Origin of the sequence: Streptococcus infantis (assembly GCF_047464155.1) — a bacterium.
Classification (GTDB): domain Bacteria; phylum Bacillota; class Bacilli; order Lactobacillales; family Streptococcaceae; genus Streptococcus; species Streptococcus infantis_U.
This window is the reverse complement of the sequence record NZ_JASHCL010000001.1, coordinates 612374-628103: the sequence shown is the minus strand read 5'-3', so window position 1 is coordinate 628103 and position 15730 is coordinate 612374. Positions and strand designations below refer to the sequence as shown.

The following is a 15730-nucleotide window of genomic DNA, read 5'->3' as shown; positions in this document are numbered from 1 at the left end:
ATGAAAACTCAAACTCCTAGCTTATTGTAATGGAGAAAAACAAACACCTAGAGAGGACCTCTTGGTCCTCCCTTTTTAAAAGGGAAATGATAACGCTTACCCAATTTAAGCGTGGGAAAGGAAATAAAGAAAATGGGAAAACATTTTTTTGAGAGACGGTGTCATTACAGTATACGTAAGTTTGCAATGGGCGCTGCTTCTGTCATGATTGGTGCAAGCATTTTTGGTGCTGGTATGGTTCAAGCAGCAGAAACAGAAGGGCCTGCAGAGACAGAAGGCACGGTAACACAGGTTCAGCCCCTAGATAAGTTACCAGCGGATATAGCAGCAGCTATTGAAAAAGCTGAATCAGCAAAACCAACTGATCCTACTGAAACGAATCCGACTGATGCGGAAGCTCAACCTGAAAATACTGGAGAAGTATCTCCAAAACCAGCAGAAACTCCAGTTCCTAAGGAAGAAGCAATACCAAAACCAGCAGAAACTCCAAAAGAAGAAGCAGCACCAGTAGCTAAACCAGCAGAAAAGCCAGTTACTAAAGATTTGGTTGAAACTCCAGATGTCAATCATTTGGAAAAGGCTACTGCGACAGCTTCAAACCATGAAGCCAACACACCATTTACAGCTGAGAAGGCGATTGATGGAAATCCAGATACTCGTTGGGCAACTGACCGTGATGTTGTGAAACCAACAATCGAATTTAAGCTTGAAAAGACAACCTTAATCAAGCATGTGGAAATCGATTGGGATCGTCGTGTTCGTGGAGAGCAAAATGATCCAAACATCAAATCTTGGAATCTCTATTATGCAGGTCAAGACAATGTTAATGGGTCAGGTCCTGGAGAATGGAAGTTGGCTCATCAACGAACAGGAACTCCGGTTCTAGATGAAAAAGTTGACTTAAAAGAAGCAGTTCAAGCTAAGTATCTTAAACTTGAAATTACAGATTATCAAGCCGGTACGATGCAATGGAAAAATGTGGGTATTCAAGAAATTCGTGCCTACTCAAACATTCCAGACACCAGCAAACCAACAGATATTCGTCAAGTTACAGAAATAGCGGTTGCTGAAGACGGAAAATCACTTGTATTACCTAAATTACCTGGTCAAGTTAGCTTGATTGGAAGCAATAAGCAAGGTGTTATCGACCTAAATAATAAAATCTACACACCGCTGACAGAACAACATGTCAAAGTGATGGTTCAACAAACGAATGATAACCATACCTTCACAAAAGAATTTGAAGTTGTCATTAAAGGCTTGCATGCGGATGAAGGTGTTGGAACCAAACCTGCAGTTGCCCCAGCAGTTCAACAATGGTACGGCACTGAAGGTAAAACTTCTATTACTTCTGAAACTGTCATTTCAGTTGGAGATTCTGGATTTGACAAGGAAGCTAAGTTCTACCAAACTGACCTTGAAAATCGTGGTTTGGAAGTCGCAACCGGTAGTCAAGAAGCGCAAAACCGTATTGAGTTTAAAAAGGTTGAAGACAAGGGTTATGGCAAAGAAGGCTACGGTATCACCATTAAAGATGGAGTTATTACTGTAGAAGCAGCGACTAATACAGGTGCTTTCTATGCAACTCGTACCCTCCTTCAATTGGGAGAAAATGACCTACAGAACGGTGAAATCCGTGACTTCCCAAGCTTCAGCCACCGTGGTTTTATGCTAGACACAGGTCGTAAGTTTATTCCTTATGACACGCTTGTAGATATCATGCTAAATATGGCTTACTACAAGATGAATGACTTGCAGTTGCACCTTAATGATAACTATATCTTCCTAGAAAAACACTTGGAAGGAAAACATCTTAGTCAACAAGAGGAACTGGATTATGTTCTAAAAAATGCCAAGACAGGTTTCCGTGTGGAAACTGATGTTGTCGGAGAAAATGGTGAAAAATTAACATCAGACGAGCATTATACTAAGGAAGAAATGCAACAGATCATCAAATTGGCTAAAGCTTTGCATATCAACCTTGTTCCTGAGATTGACACACCAGGTCACGCTTTGTCCTTTGTTAAAGTTCGTCCAGACCTTATGTATAAAGGTAGTCTGAGCGATTATAGAGGTAAGCACAATGTAGAACGTGTTGCTATGTTGGACTTGGATAATAAGTACGAAGAAACTCTTGCTTTTGTTAAATCAGTCTATGATAAATTGCTCGATGGAGAAAATGCACCACTTCATGGTGTCTCAACAGTTCATATCGGAACTGATGAGTACTACGGCAGTAGAGAAAGCTATCGTCGCTACGTCAACGATATGATTCAGTACATCAAAGGAAAAGGTTATACACCTCGTATTTGGGGCTCACTTAGTGCTAAGCCTGGTACAACGCCAGTTGATTGGAATGGAGTAGAAGTTGATATCTGGAGTATTGGTTGGCAACGTCCAGCGGCTGCAATTGCTCAGGGTGCCAAGATTATCAATATCACAGATATTCCAACCTATAGTGTCCCAAGCGGAAGCAACAGTCAAGGTGGTTATGGCGATTATGCTAACTACGAAACTCAATACAATCGCTGGACACCAAATGACTTCTCAACAGGTGGAGGACCACGCTTAGAAGCATCTAATCCAAATATCATCGGTGGTGGTCATGCAGTTTGGAATGACAACATTGACCTCCATGAAACTGGTTTAACTTCATATGATATTTTTAAACGTTTCTTCAAGAGCATGCAATCAACTGCAGAACGCACTTGGGGTTCAGATCGTGCAGCTAAGACCTATGCAGACCGTATCCAACCAACAAGTGTTTATGCGCCACGTTCAAATCCAGAAAAGACAATAGAAGATAGCGACCTCTTCACCATTAAACCAGAGACTATCAAGAAATATCTTGCTAAGAATGTGAAGAAAACAGAAGCAGGATTGAATTTTGAAAAAGATTCTAGCATCGAAGGCTTAGTAGGTGATGTTGGTCCTAGTCACGTTTTGAAATTGGATGTAACTGTTACAGGAGATGGAGAACAAGTCTTCTCTACAAGTGGGGACAACCAACTTTATCTTGCGGACAAGGATGGCTACTTAGCTTATAAATTTGAACAATTCCATATTCAATTCAACAAGAAACTTGAGAAAAATAAACGTTATCAAATCTCTGTTGTTACGAAACCACAAAAAACAGAAGTTTATGTAGATGGTGAAAAAGTTGAGCGTATTGCAAATCCAGCTCACCCTCGCTTGGCTCACAATAGCTTGGTACTTCCACTTGAAACAATCGGTGGCTTCCAAGGAATCTTGCATAGTGCAGAGTTGTCAAATGAAGCATTTGTAAACCCACGTTTGATTCCAACAGATCACTTCACAGTTTCTGCAACCAGTCAAGAAACTCCAGGAACGGATACAGAAGGCCCAGTTGAAAAAGCTTTCGATAATGATCCAAATACCTTCTGGCATTCAAAATGGACTGGACATCAGGCTCCATATACCGTTGCTATGAATTTGAATGCTCCTGAAAAAGTCAATGGTTTGACTTATCTTCCACGTCCAGGTGGTGGTAACGGAGTCGTGACCTCTTATGAAATCTATGCTCAAAAAGATGGTCAAATGGTTAAGGTTGCTTCAGGAACTTGGGAAAATAATACTAAAGAAAAAACTGTTAATTTTGCAGCAGTTGAAACTAATAAGGTAGAATTTAAAGTTCTGTCAGGTGTCGCAGGATTTGGTAGTGCCGCAGAAATTCAACTACTCAAGCCACTTTCTGATAGTGAATCAGAAGAGCCAGTTGCTCCAGAAAAACCAGTTACACCTGAGAAACCAGTTACACCTGAGAAACCAGTGACTCCAGAACAACCAAGAGTTGAAGAGGTGAGTGATGGTACAACTGAACTTGCGGATAGCTTTGTAGCTACAAAACCAGCCAGTGATGATGCGATCGCTGCCGCAGCACAAAGTCAAGACTATCTCAAGAAAGAATACAAGGTATTCCCAACACCACAAAAAGTTACTTACGGTGAAGGTGTCACTAAACTTCAAAAACAAGTCAATCTTGTTATGGGAGACCATCTAGATATTTACACTCGCAACCGCTTGAAGAGTGTACTACAAGATCATCAAATCTCTTATACAAGTAGTCAAGCTGCAGTAGCAGGTGCTACAAATATCTATCTTGGTGTTCATGGTCAACATTCACAGGCTGAAAAAGAAATATCTGGTATTTCTCAAGGACTCTTTGATAAGATTGATGCTTATGCTTTATCAATCAAGAACAATACAATCTCAATCGTCGGTAAAGATACAGATGCTGTCTTCTATGGATTGACGACTCTTAAACACATGCTTAATGAAAGTGAAGCTCCAGTTTTACGTAATGTAACTGTTGAAGACTACGCTGAAATTAAGAATCGTGGTTTTATCGAAGGTTACTATGGAAATCCATGGAGCAATGCTGATCGTGCTGAATTGATGCGCTATGGTGGTGACTTGAAGTTGACTCAATACTTCTTTGCTCCAAAAGACGATCCATACCACAACAAGAAATGGCGTGAACTTTATCCAGAAGAAAAATTAGCTGAAATCCGTGAATTGGCGCGTGTCGGAAACCAAAACAAGACTCGTTATGTTTGGACTATCCACCCATTCATGAACAACCGTATCCGTTTTGGCAACGATGCTGACTACCAAAAAGATCTTGAAACCATTAAGGCTAAATTCACTCAGTTGATGGATGTCGGTGTCCGTGAATTCGGTATTTTGGCCGATGATGCTCCAAGCCCAGTTGGTGGCTACAATAGCTACAACCGCTTGATGAAGGACATGACAGACTGGTTGACTGAAAAACAAGCAACTTATGTTGGCCTTCGTAAGGAAATGATCTTCGTTCCTGGTCAGTATTGGGGTAATGGTCGTGAAGATGAGTTGAAATCTCTAAATGAAAATCTTCCAACTTCAACTTCTATGACCCTTACTGGTGGTAAGATTTGGGGTGAAGTATCAGAAAACTTCCTATCTAACCTTAAGAACAATCTGACTGCAGGTGGCAAGACCTACCGTCCAGTATCCCTATGGATTAACTGGCCATGTACAGATAACTCTAAACAACACTTAATCTTGGGTGGCGGTGAAAAATTCCTTCATCCAAATGTAGATCCAAGTCTCCTTTCAGGTATCATGTTGAATCCAATGCAACAATCTGAGCCTTCGAAGATTGCCCTCTTCTCAGCAGCTCAATACGCATGGAAACAATGGAAATCTGAAGACGAAGCTAAGAAAGTAAATGATATCGCCTTCAACTTTGTTGAAACAGGTAAATTTACTGATAGTGAAACATCTGTTGCCTTCCGTGAACTTGGTAAACACATGATTAACCAAAACATGGATGGTCGTGTTGTGAAGTTAGAAGAGTCTGTTGAACTTGCACCGAAATTGGATGCCTTTATGGCTAAGCTAAAAGCAGGTCAAGATGTTAGCGCAGAGCGTGCAGAATTGCGTGCAGAATTTGCAAAACTGAAAGCAGCAGCTCAACTTTATAAAGCGTCTGGTGACGAAAAGATGCGTTCTCAAATCCATTACTGGTTGGATAACACTATTGACCAAATGGATGCTTTGAGTGCTTTCCTAGATGGATCAGAAGCTATTGAAAACAATGATTCTGCTAGACTTTGGGATAGCTACTACAAGGGCTTGAAGCTTTATGAACAGTCTCAAACTTATACTTTCCATTATGTAGACCATGATGAAAAAGCTGAGTTGGGTGTACAACATATCCGACCATTCTTGCTTGGCCTTCGTGAAGTATTGGCAACTGAAGTTCAAAAAGCCCTACACCCAGACCAAGTAATCAGCACCTTTATCACAAACCGTACAGGTGTAGAAGGTGGACTTGCTGAAGTCACTGATGGAGATTTAGGAACACATGCCCTTATCAAATCACCAAACAGTATCCAAACTGGTGATTACATTGGTTTGAAATTTAACAAGGCTGTTCCAATCCAAAACTTAACATTTGCAATGGGAACTCAAGCAAATCCACGCGATACCTTTAACAATGCTAAGGTTGAGTATCTCAATGAAAATGATGAGTGGGTAACAATTTCAGAACCAAGCTACACTGGTAATGAGCCTCTTCTTAAATTTGAAAATCTCAATATCAATGCTAAAGCTGTTCGAATGATTGCTACTTCAGATCGTGATAATACTTGGTTTGCTGTACGAGAAATCGCTGTGAACCGTCCTGTGGAAGTAAGTCGTCCTAAACAGGTAGCCACAGTGACCATCAGTCCAAATCTTATGTACAAGTACAATACGACAGTTGCTCAGATTACAGATGGTCGTGACAATACTGAAGCTATGCTCGCAAATGCTGATCGAACAGATACAACTCCAGTCGATGGTTGGGTTCAACTAGACTTGGGTGGAGTCAAACCTGTAACTAAGGTCCGCCTCGTTCAAGGATCAGGAGATAAATTGGCAGAAGGTGTTCTTGAGTATTCTACAGATGGTACTTCATGGAAAGAATTGGATCGTTTGACTGGTGAACAAACCAAAGAAATTGAAACTCCAATTTCAGCTCGCTACATCCGTGTTCGTAACACCAAGAATATCAATCTATGGTGGCGTATCGCTGACTTCTCAGTTGAGACACGTGCTGGTAATAGCGAGATGACAGACACCAATGTTGAAAGTTTGAAATCAACTCCAGTATATGACAGTCTCGGTCGTTATGACATGCAAATTCCAAGTGGCACTAAGCTTCCAGCTCATAGCTACTTGGGTATGAAGCTAGACCGCCTACACCAAGCTGAAAGCATTCAGGCTATTGGTATTGGAAATCCAGCCCTTGACTTGGAATACTCTCCAAATGCACAAGAATGGTATCCAGCTAGCCAAGTAACTGATAAGTCCTTGGTACGTTATGCTCGTTTGGTCAATAAGACCGACCAAGAACAAGCAGTGACAGCAACATCTCTATTGGTTAAGACAAAAGAAGTCCAACCAACTAAACTGGATTCTACATCTATGGGAATCGATGCCCATTATGGTGCAAATGATGTTCGCAAGATCAAGAATTTGGATCAGTTGTTTGATGGTGTTTACAATAATTTTGTAGAGTTCTCTGACTATGCACGTAAAGATGGTCACATTACCTTGAAACTTGGTAGTGAACGTGAAATCAAGAAGATTAGAGCCTACATCCAAGACGGTACGAAGAACTATCTTCGTGATGGTAAGATTCAAGTCAGCCAAGACGGTAAGACTTGGACAGACGTTGTGACAGTAGGTGATGGTGTCGCTAATGAAATGCGTGATGATTCATTGACAGATGGATGGACACATGATTCTAAGATGCCTGGAAATCGCTACATTGAGGGTGAACTTGCAAGCCCAGTTAAAGCTAATTATCTCCGTGTTCTCTTCACTGCTAATTACGATGCTCGTTTTGTTGGATTTACTGAGTTGGTTATCAATGATGGCGAATTTGTGAAACCAATTAACGACCCAACTGTTCAAGGAAATAGTGGAGAAAGTCGAGGAAATCTTTACACCAATCTTGTAGATGGCAAAGTCTTGACAAGCTATAAGGCTGAGAAAGACCAAGGTGAGCTGGTTTACCACTTGTCAGAACCAACAGATGCTAACCACATCCGACTTGTTTCTAGTCTGCCTCAAGGAGTAGCAGCGCGTCTACTTGCTCGCACTCTGAAAACAGACAGAGACGGTGCTTGGACAGATTTGGGTGCAATTACTTCAAGCTTCCAAACATTTGCAGTGAGAGATAAGGCTCCGTTACTTGACGTCAAACTCATTTGGGAAGGTGGCAAACCAGAGTTCTATGAAATGACGACATATTATCAAGAACTTTCAGAAGAACCTGAGCAACCAACTCCAAATCCAGAACCAACTCCAGATCCAGAGCCAACTCCAGATCCAGAGCCAACTCCAAATCCAGAACCAACTCCAGATCCGAAACCAACTCCAGATCCGAAACCAACTCCAGATCCAGAGCCAACTCCAGAACCAGAGCCAACTCCAGAACCAGAGCCAACTCCAGATCCAAAGCCAACCCCAGATCCAGAGCCAACTCCAGAACCAGAGCCAACTCCAGAACCAGAGCCAACTCCAGATCCAAAGCCAACCCCAGATCCAGAGCCAACTCCAAATCCAGAGCCAACTCCAAATCCAGAGCCAACTCCAGATCCAGAGCCAACTCCAGAACCAGAGCCAACTCCAAATCCAGAGCCAACTCCGAACCCAGAGCCAACTCCAAATCCAGAGCCAACTCCAACTCCAACCCCAACTCCAGAACCTGAAGTACTAACAAGTAAGGGAGATCAAGAACCACCAGTAGTTGAAATTCCTGAATTTACAGGTGGCGTTAATGCTGCAGAAGCGGCTGTTCATGAAATCCCAGAGTTCAAGGGTGGCGTTAATTGGGTTGAAGCGGACAAGAATGAGCTCCCAGAATTCAAGGGTGGCGTTAACGCAGTTGAAGCTGCTAAGAATGAGGTTCCAGAATACAAAGAGTCTGTTTCAAATCCAGCTACACCACTTGCGGATCACAAGTCAACTCAAAGTTTAACAAACCAAAAACAAGAACAACCACATGCACCAGCAACTGAAGCCAAAGCTCAACTTCCAGCAACTGGTGAGCAAGATTCAGTAGGTTTAGCTTTCCTAGCTAGTCTTGGATTGGTTCTTTCTGCAACCTTTATCAAAAAGGGGAAAGAAGACTAAGTACGAATCTTAATTCGATGCAGAATAACTTGTTTTAAAAAGAAAAACCAGGGACACTAGTTCCTGGTTTTTTGTGATTCGAAAGCACAGAAAACTGCAAATAAAAAACCAACGAAGTAACCGTTGGTATTGAAAAATGCTTAAGATGCTCCGTTATTAGCGCTAACTCCTGCTTCAGTAGTTGGAGTGTTTGAAGAAGAATCAGATTGCTCATTTTTCTGAGAATTGTTATCTGATTTTGTATCCTCCTTCTTGCTAGGAGTTTGAACCTCTTCTTTTTGAGTTGTTTCTTGATTGTTAGATTGGCTTTGTGCAGGTGCATTGGATTCAGCTGGAGCTTCCTTTTGAACTTCCTTGATAATAGTTGTCTGCGGATTTGTATCTTTTTTATCCTTTTCTTTATCAAAGGCATTCATAATCGTTATGCTAGCCGTTATCAAACCTAGAATACTAGCAATCGTTGCGATTGTTTTTTGAAAAACAGTGAAGCCTTTTTTGATGTGTTCGGTCTTGGGTTTTGAACTTCTACGATAGTTAGACATAATTTCTCTCCTTTGTCATGATTCATTATACTCAAAATCTTTAAAAAAAACTTAAATGAACCTGAATTGCCTTTCTTGTCGCCTGAACTGTTTCGTGTTACAATAGAAGCAGTGATTTTAGAAAGCGTGAGAAACCATGATTTACTTTGACAATTCGGCTACGACCAAACCCTATCCAGAAGCACTTGAAACCTATATGCAGGTGTCTACAAAAATTATTGGAAATCCTTCTAGTCTTCATCGTTTAGGAGACCAGTCTACCAGAATTTTAGATGCTTCTCGTCAACAGATTGCAGATTTGATTGGCAAAAATAGTGAGGAAATCTTCTTTACCTCTGGAGGGACTGAAGGAGACAACTGGGTTATCAAAGGGGTGGCATTTGAAAAAGTGCAATTTGGGAAACACATTATTGTATCTGACATTGAGCATCCAGCAGTCAAGGAGTCAGCCCTCTGGCTTAAGACTCAAGGTTTTGAAGTGGAATTTGCACCTGTAGATGAAAAGGGATTTGTAGATGTAGCCGCTTTGGCAAATCTACTTCGTCCTGATACGACCTTGGTTTCCGTCATGGCAGTTAACAATGAAATAGGCTCTATCCAGCCTATTCAAGCTATCTCAGAACTATTAGCGGATAAGCCAACTGTCTCTTTCCACGTTGATGCGGTTCAGGCCTTGGCTAAGATTCCGACAGAAAAGTATTTGACAGATCGAGTTGATTTTGCAACCTTCTCCAGTCATAAGTTCCATGGAGTTCGTGGTGTTGGATTTGTCTATATCAAGTCTGGCAAGAAAATCACCCCCCTATTAACTGGCGGTGGCCAAGAGCGTGACTATCGTTCAACGACTGAGAATTTAGCTGGAATTGCAGCGACAGCCAAGGCTCTGCGTCTAGCTATGGAAAGATTGGAATTGTTTGCTAGCAAAACGAGTCAGATGAAGGAAGTTATCCGTCAAGCTCTTCTTGAATATCCAGATATTTTTGTTTTCTCAGGTGAGGAAGACTTTGCCCCTCATATTCTGACCTTTGGGATTAAGGGTGTTCGTGGTGAAGTCATTGTGCACGCCTTTGAAGACTATGATATTTTCATCTCGACAACCTCTGCTTGCTCGTCCAAGGCTGGAAAACCTGCTGGAACCCTGATTGCTATGGGCATTGAAAAGGATAAGGCCCAGTCAGCAGTTCGTCTCAGTCTAGACCTAGAAAATGATATGAGTCAAGTTGAGCAATTTTTGACTAAACTAAAATTAATCTACAATCAAACTAAAAAAGTAAGATAGGAGTATTCATGCAGTATTCAGAAATTATGATTCGCTATGGTGAGCTTTCAACCAAAGGCAAAAACCGTATGCGTTTCATCAATAAACTACGTAATAATATCTCAGACGTTTTATCCATTTATCCTCAAGTCAAAGTCATTGCTGATCGCGATCGTGCCCATGCTTATCTGAATGGAGCAGATTATGAACCGGTGGCAGAGTCTCTCAAGCAAGTTTTCGGGATTCAAAACTTTTCTCCAGTATATAAGGTTGAAAAATCCGTAGAAGTTCTTAAGTCTGCTGTTCAAGAGATTATGAAGGACATCTATAAGGAAGGCATGACCTTTAAAATCTCAAGTAAGCGTAGCGACCACAACTTTGAACTAGATAGTCGGGAACTCAACCAGACACTTGGTGGAGCAGTATTTGAAGCTATTCCAAATGTCCAAGCACAAATGAAAAATCCTGACATTAATCTTCAGGTGGAGATTCGTGAGGAAGCGGCCTACCTCTCTTATGAAACTATTCGTGGTGCGGGTGGTTTGCCAGTTGGAACTTCTGGGAAAGGCATGCTTATGTTGTCAGGGGGAATTGACTCTCCAGTAGCTGGTTACCTAGCCCTGAAACGTGGGGTGGATATCGAGGCTGTTCACTTTGCGAGCCCACCTTACACCAGTCCAGGTGCCCTCAAGAAAGCGCAAGATTTGACCCGTAAATTGACTAAATTTGGTGGGAATATCCAGTTTATCGAAGTGCCATTCACTGAGATTCAAGAAGAGATCAAGGCTAAGGCTCCAGAAGCCTACCTCATGACTCTGACTCGTCGCTTTATGATGCGGATTACCGACCGTATCCGTGAAGTGCGCAATGGTTTGGTCATCATCAATGGGGAAAGTCTTGGTCAGGTGGCAAGCCAAACCCTAGAAAGTATGCAGGCTATCAATGCTGTGACCAATACACCGATCATCCGTCCAGTTGTGACCATGGATAAACTAGAAATCATTGATATTGCACAAGAAATTGATACCTTTGAAATCTCTATCCAGCCATTTGAGGACTGCTGTACTATTTTTGCGCCAGATCGTCCAAAAACAAATCCTAAGATTAAGAATGCGGAGCAGTATGAAGCACGTATGGATGTCGAAGGCTTGGTTGAGAGAGCAGTAGCGGGAATTATGATTACTGAAATTACACCTCAGGCTGAGAAGGATGCAGTCGATGAGTTGATCGATGATCTCCTTTAATCAGAAAAACCAGAGGAAAAGATAGAATAAGTAAAAAAAGTTAGTTTATTGTCCTAAATTTGGACGGGAACTGACTTTTTTTCTATTTTTATGATATAATTAGGTAAAATTTTGAATATAGAGAGTTTTCTGACAATGAATCAATCTTATTTTTATTTAAAAATGCGAGAGCATAAATTGGTGGTTCCCTACACAGGTAAGGAGCGCCGCGTACGTGTTCTCCTCCCGAAAAACTATGAGAAAGATACGGATAGAAGTTATCCAGTTGTGTATTTCCATGATGGACAAAACGTCTTTTATAGTAAGGAATCCTACGTCGGCCATTCCTGGAAGATTATCCCAGCCATCAAGCGAAATCCGGATATCAGTCGCATGATTATCGTGGCCATTGACAATGATGGACTTGGACGGATGAATGAGTATGCAGCATGGAAATTCCAAGAGTCTAACATCCCTGGTCAACAATTTGGTGGTAAAGGTGTCGAGTACGCAGAGTTTGTCATGGAAGTGGTTAAGCCCTTTATCGATGAAAACTATCGGACAAAATCAGACAGAAAACACACTGCCATGATAGGATCTTCTCTGGGTGGAAATATTACGCAGTTTATCGGTTTGGAGTATCAAGATCAGATTGGTTGCTTAGGAGTTTTCTCCTCAGCCAACTGGCTTCACCAAGAAGCCTTTGATCGCTATATCGAGCGTAAAAAACTCTTACCTGACCAACGAATCTTTATCTATGTTGGAACGGAAGAAGCAGATGATACAGATAAGACCCTAATGGCTGGCAATATTAAGCAAGCCTACATTGATTCTTCCCTTCGCTATTATCATGACTTGATAGCAGGAGGGGTACAGTTGGAAAATCTCTCTCTTAAGGTTCAGGCTGGAGCTATTCACCATGAAGTACCATGGTCAGAAAATCTACCAGCTTGTCTACGTTTTTTTGCAGAAAATTGGTAAATAGTAAAAAGGAGACAGGATATGAATATTGAACATCTTAGCCACTGGAGTGGACATCTAAATCGTGAAATGTACGTCAATCGTTATGGACACGCAGGTATCCCAGTTGTTGTCTTTGCTTCCTCAGGAGGAAGCCACAATGAATACTATGATTTTGGCATGATTGATGCTTGTGCATCCTTTATTGAAGAAGGCCGCGTGCAGTTCTTTACCCTTTCAAGTGTAGACAATGAGAGCTGGCTTGCGACTTGGAAAAATGGGCATGACCAAGCTGAAATGCACCGTGCCTATGAACGTTATGTCATTGAAGAGGCTATTCCTTTTATCAAGCATAAGACAGGATGGTTTGATGGTATGATGGCGACAGGTTGCTCCATGGGAGCTTACCATGCACTCAACTTCTTCCTGCAACACCCGGATGTCTTCACGAAAGTGATTGCATTAAGTGGTGTCTACGATGCTCGTTTCTTTGTAGGTGATTACTACAATGACGATGCCATCTATCAAAATTCACCAGTAGACTATATCTGGAATCAAAATGATGGCTGGTTTATCGATCGTTATCGTCAAGCTGAAATTGTGATCTGTACGGGACTAGGAGCCTGGGAACATGATGGCTTACCTTCTTACTACAAGCTTAAAGAAGCCTTTGATCAAAAACAAATTCCTGCCTGGTTTGCAGAATGGGGACACGATGTTGCCCATGACTGGGAATGGTGGCGCAAACAAATGCCTTATTTCCTTGGTCACATGAGTCTATAAAAGGAGTCGCTTATGAATTATCTTGTAATTTCACCCTATTACCCACAAAATTTCCAACAATTTAGTATTGAACTAGCCAATAAAGGAATTACCGTTCTAGGGATTGGGCAAGAACCCTATGAACAACTAGATGAACCATTGCGCAATAGCTTAACGGAGTACTTCCGAGTTGATAATCTTGAAAATATTGATGAAGTCAAGCGTGCTGTTGCCTTTCTTTTCTATAAACATGGTCCAATTGACCGCATTGAATCACACAATGAATACTGGCTAGAGTTGGACGCTGCTCTTCGTGAACAATTCAATGTTTTTGGTGCCAAACCAGAAGACCTTAAGAAGACCAAGTTCAAGTCTGAGATGAAAAAACTCTTCAAAAAAGCTGGGGTTCCAGTTGTGCCAGGTGCTGTCATTCAAACAGAAGCAGATGTTGACAAAGCTGTGAAAGAAATTGGACTTCCAATGATTGCAAAACCTGATAATGGAGTAGGAGCAGCCGCAACCTTCAAACTTGAAACAGAAGATGATATCAATCACTTTAAGGCTGAATGGGATCACTCAACCGTTTATTTCTTTGAAAAATTTGTCACCTCTAGTGAGATCTGCACCTTCGATGGTTTGGTAGATAGAGATGGAAATATCGTCTTTTCTACGACCTTTGACTATGCCCATACACCTCTCGATCTTATGATTTACAAGATGGACAATTCTTATTACGTTCTCAAAGAGATAGATCCAAAATTGCGTAAATATGGTGAGGCAATCGTCAAAGAATTTGGCATGAAGGAACGTTTCTTCCATATTGAGTTCTTCCGTGAGGGTGATGATTATATCGCCATTGAGTACAATAACCGTCCAGCGGGTGGTTTCACTATTGATGTCTATAACTATGCCCATTCTTTTGATTTGTACAAGGGATATGCAGCTATCGTTGCAGGTGAACCATTCCCAGCTTCTCAATTCGATCCCCTATACTGTTTGGCGACATCACGCCGTGTTAATGCTAACTATGTTTATTCAGAAGAAGATTTGCTGGCTAAATATAGAAACCAGTTCAAGGTCAAGAAAATCATGCCAGCAGCCTTTGCTGAGTTGCAAGGAGATTATCTCTATATGCTAACGACACCAAGTCGTGAAGAAATGGAACAAATGATTAAGGACTTTGGTCAGCGTCAAGAATAATTAAAATTTGGACTTAACAAACGATGTTTGTTAGGTCTTTTTTGTAGAATTTTAATAAAAGCGTTTTCTCACAGGATTCTTTTAGAAAATCTGTTGCTAAAAGGTTTAAAAATTGATAGAATAGGGTTTGTCTAAAAAATATTAAGGAGAATCTATCAATGGATTTCACATGGGCAGTCAAATATGCCACTGAATTTTTGGGAACAGCCATCTTGATTATCTTGGGTAATGGTGCTGTTGCTAACGTTGAACTTAAAGGTACGAAAGGTCACCAAAGTGGCTGGCTCGTTATCGCTGTTGGTTACGGTATGGGGGTTATGATCCCTGCCTTGATGTTTGGTAACGTTTCTGGTAACCACATCAACCCAGCCTTCACTCTTGGACTTGCAGTTAGCGGTCTCTTCCCTTGGTCACAAGTAGCACAATACATCATCGCACAAGTCTTGGGAGCAATCTTCGGACAAGCCTTGGTTGTTGCAACTCACCGTCCATACTACTTGAAGACAGAAAACCCAAACAACATCTTAGGAACTTTCTCAACAATTTCAAGTATCGACCACGGAACAAAAGAATCACGCTTTGCAGCTTCTGTTAACGGTTTTATCAACGAGTTTGTTGGTTCATTCGTACTTTTCTTTGCAGCGCTCGGTATGACAAAGAACTTCTTTGGTGCTGAATTGCTTTCTAAAGCTCAAGGATTGATTAACGATCAAGTGGCACAAGCGACTGCCCAAGGTCAAACAATTCCTCAAGAACAAGTTACTGCAGCTCTTGAACAAGCAAAAACTCAAGTAGCTCCATTCTTGTCACCAGGTCTTGCTATTGCGCACTTGGCACTTGGTTTCTTGGTAATGGCCTTGGTAACATCTCTTGGTGGACCAACAGGGCCAGGTTTGAACCCAGCTCGTGACTTTGGGCCACGTCTCCTTCACGCAGTACTTCCAAAATCAATCCTTGGTGAACACAAGGGTGATTCAAAATGGTGGTATGCTTGGGTACCAGTAGTTGCACCGATTGCAGCTGCTATTGCAGCAGTAGCACTTTTCAAATTACTTTACATGTAATCATTAAAAAACTGGGAAGACCCAGTTTTTTTCTTT

At 41.5% G+C, this 15730-nt stretch carries 8 protein-coding genes; 7 read left to right on the top strand and 1 reads right to left on the bottom strand.

Annotation, left to right across the window (positions count from 1 at the left end):
- The first annotated feature begins 132 nt into the window (after window positions 1–132).
- Entirely contained in the window at window positions 133–8685 is an 8553-nt protein-coding gene (locus QM810_RS03080) for an SIALI-17 repeat-containing surface protein (protein ID WP_414253817.1), read from the top strand.
- A gap of 140 nt (window positions 8686–8825) precedes the next feature.
- On the opposite strand, the gene QM810_RS03075 is transcribed toward QM810_RS03080, so the two are convergent.
- Entirely contained in the window at window positions 8826–9227 is a 402-nt protein-coding gene (locus QM810_RS03075) for a DUF6556 family protein (protein ID WP_049494590.1), read from the bottom strand.
- Between the two features lie 136 nt (window positions 9228–9363).
- Between QM810_RS03075 and QM810_RS03070 the strand changes: the two genes are divergently transcribed.
- From QM810_RS03070 to gla, 6 genes are all read left to right on the top strand, one after another.
- Entirely contained in the window at window positions 9364–10506 is a 1143-nt protein-coding gene (locus QM810_RS03070) for a cysteine desulfurase family protein (RefSeq protein WP_414253816.1), read from the top strand.
- An 8-nt stretch (window positions 10507–10514) separates the two neighbouring features.
- Window positions 10515–11729 (top strand): tRNA uracil 4-sulfurtransferase ThiI, encoded by a 1215-nt coding sequence (gene thiI / locus QM810_RS03065; RefSeq protein WP_414253815.1) that lies wholly within the window; start codon window positions 10515–10517, stop codon window positions 11727–11729.
- A gap of 135 nt (window positions 11730–11864) precedes the next feature.
- Entirely contained in the window at window positions 11865–12689 is an 825-nt protein-coding gene (locus QM810_RS03060; protein WP_001076728.1) for an alpha/beta hydrolase, read from the top strand.
- Between the two features lie 21 nt (window positions 12690–12710).
- A complete protein-coding gene (locus tag QM810_RS03055; RefSeq protein WP_414253814.1) occupies window positions 12711–13451 on the top strand; it encodes an esterase family protein in 741 nt (246 codons plus the stop codon).
- Between the two features lie 12 nt (window positions 13452–13463).
- Window positions 13464–14630, top strand: a complete 1167-nt coding sequence (locus QM810_RS03050) for an ATP-grasp domain-containing protein (RefSeq protein ID WP_414253813.1) — start codon at window positions 13464–13466, stop codon at window positions 14628–14630.
- A gap of 158 nt (window positions 14631–14788) precedes the next feature.
- The gene (gene gla, locus QM810_RS03045; RefSeq protein ID WP_414253812.1) at window positions 14789–15694 is read left to right on the top strand and encodes an aquaglyceroporin Gla; all 906 of its coding nucleotides are present in this window, start codon (window positions 14789–14791) and stop codon (window positions 15692–15694) included.
- The last annotated feature ends 36 nt before the right edge of the window (window positions 15695–15730 follow it).